We start from the raw sequence: 880 nt of genomic DNA on the forward strand, positions 1-880 counted from the left end.
ATATGGCGGCACTCGGGTATTTTTGCCAACACCGCCGCCAAATCGACGGTTTCAACTACCTTTAAAAACTTGTCGGACGCATTGCCGTGCTGACGTACCGCCTTCAAAACGGTCGGACAGGACGCAATCCCCCGTTCGTGCAAAAACGCCTTGATTTTCTCGGCATCAAACGCTTTTTCAGAGTGCGCAGCCTCCCCGTTGGACGGCACTTTGAAATAATCCGCATCGCCGAAAAACACCAGCCCGTAAACGCGCCACATATCGTTTTGGAAATTCGGATAATGAAACTGCATCGCGCGTTTGTCTTCCTTGGGCGGAAACGTCCCCATCATCATGACCGCAGCCTTCGGCGGCAACACGGAATCGAAGGGATGGGTTTCGATTTCAAGCAGATTTTCAGACACGTTCAATCCTCCAACAGGCAAAACGGCAGACAGCCGGTTTTTGCACCAAACCGCCAAACACGGCAAGCCTTCAAACAGCATTATCACGCCCTGCCGTTTTCGGTTACAATGCCGACATCAAACGGATACTGTAAACACATTTATGTTTCAACACACAGGACGACACATAAAGCACCGCCCTATGTGCCATCCTGATTTGGAAGGGGTTACGCCCCTCCCAAATAGAGTCTGATTCTACCGCCCTAAAGGGCGGGGTTTCAACCGAAAAGGAAACACGATGAAAGAACACAAAGCCCGCAAGCGTTTCGGGCAGAATTTTTTGCAGGACACGCGGATTATCAGCGATATTGTCAACGCCGTGCGCCCGCAGGCGGATGATGTCGTGATTGAAATCGGTCCGGGTTTGGCGGCGATTACCGAACCTTTGGCGAAAAAGCTGAACCGCCTGCACGTTGTCGAAATCGACCGCGACCTCG

General features: G+C 51.9%; 2 protein-coding genes. One reads left to right on the forward strand and one right to left on the reverse strand.

Annotated elements, in window-relative coordinates; translation table 11 throughout:
* On the reverse strand, window positions 1-329 hold a 329-nt coding region (locus tag DV417_RS09300; protein ID WP_478292515.1), incomplete at its 3' end, for a uracil-DNA glycosylase family protein.
* 352 nt (window positions 330-681) lie between these two features.
* Between DV417_RS09300 and DV417_RS09310 the strand changes: the two genes are divergently transcribed.
* The coding region (locus DV417_RS09310) for an rRNA adenine N-6-methyltransferase family protein (protein WP_275045276.1) at window positions 682-880 on the forward strand (199 nt) is incomplete at its 3' end.

This window comes from Haemophilus haemolyticus (assembly GCF_003490935.1).
Classification (GTDB): domain Bacteria; phylum Pseudomonadota; class Gammaproteobacteria; order Enterobacterales; family Pasteurellaceae; genus Haemophilus; species Haemophilus haemolyticus_M.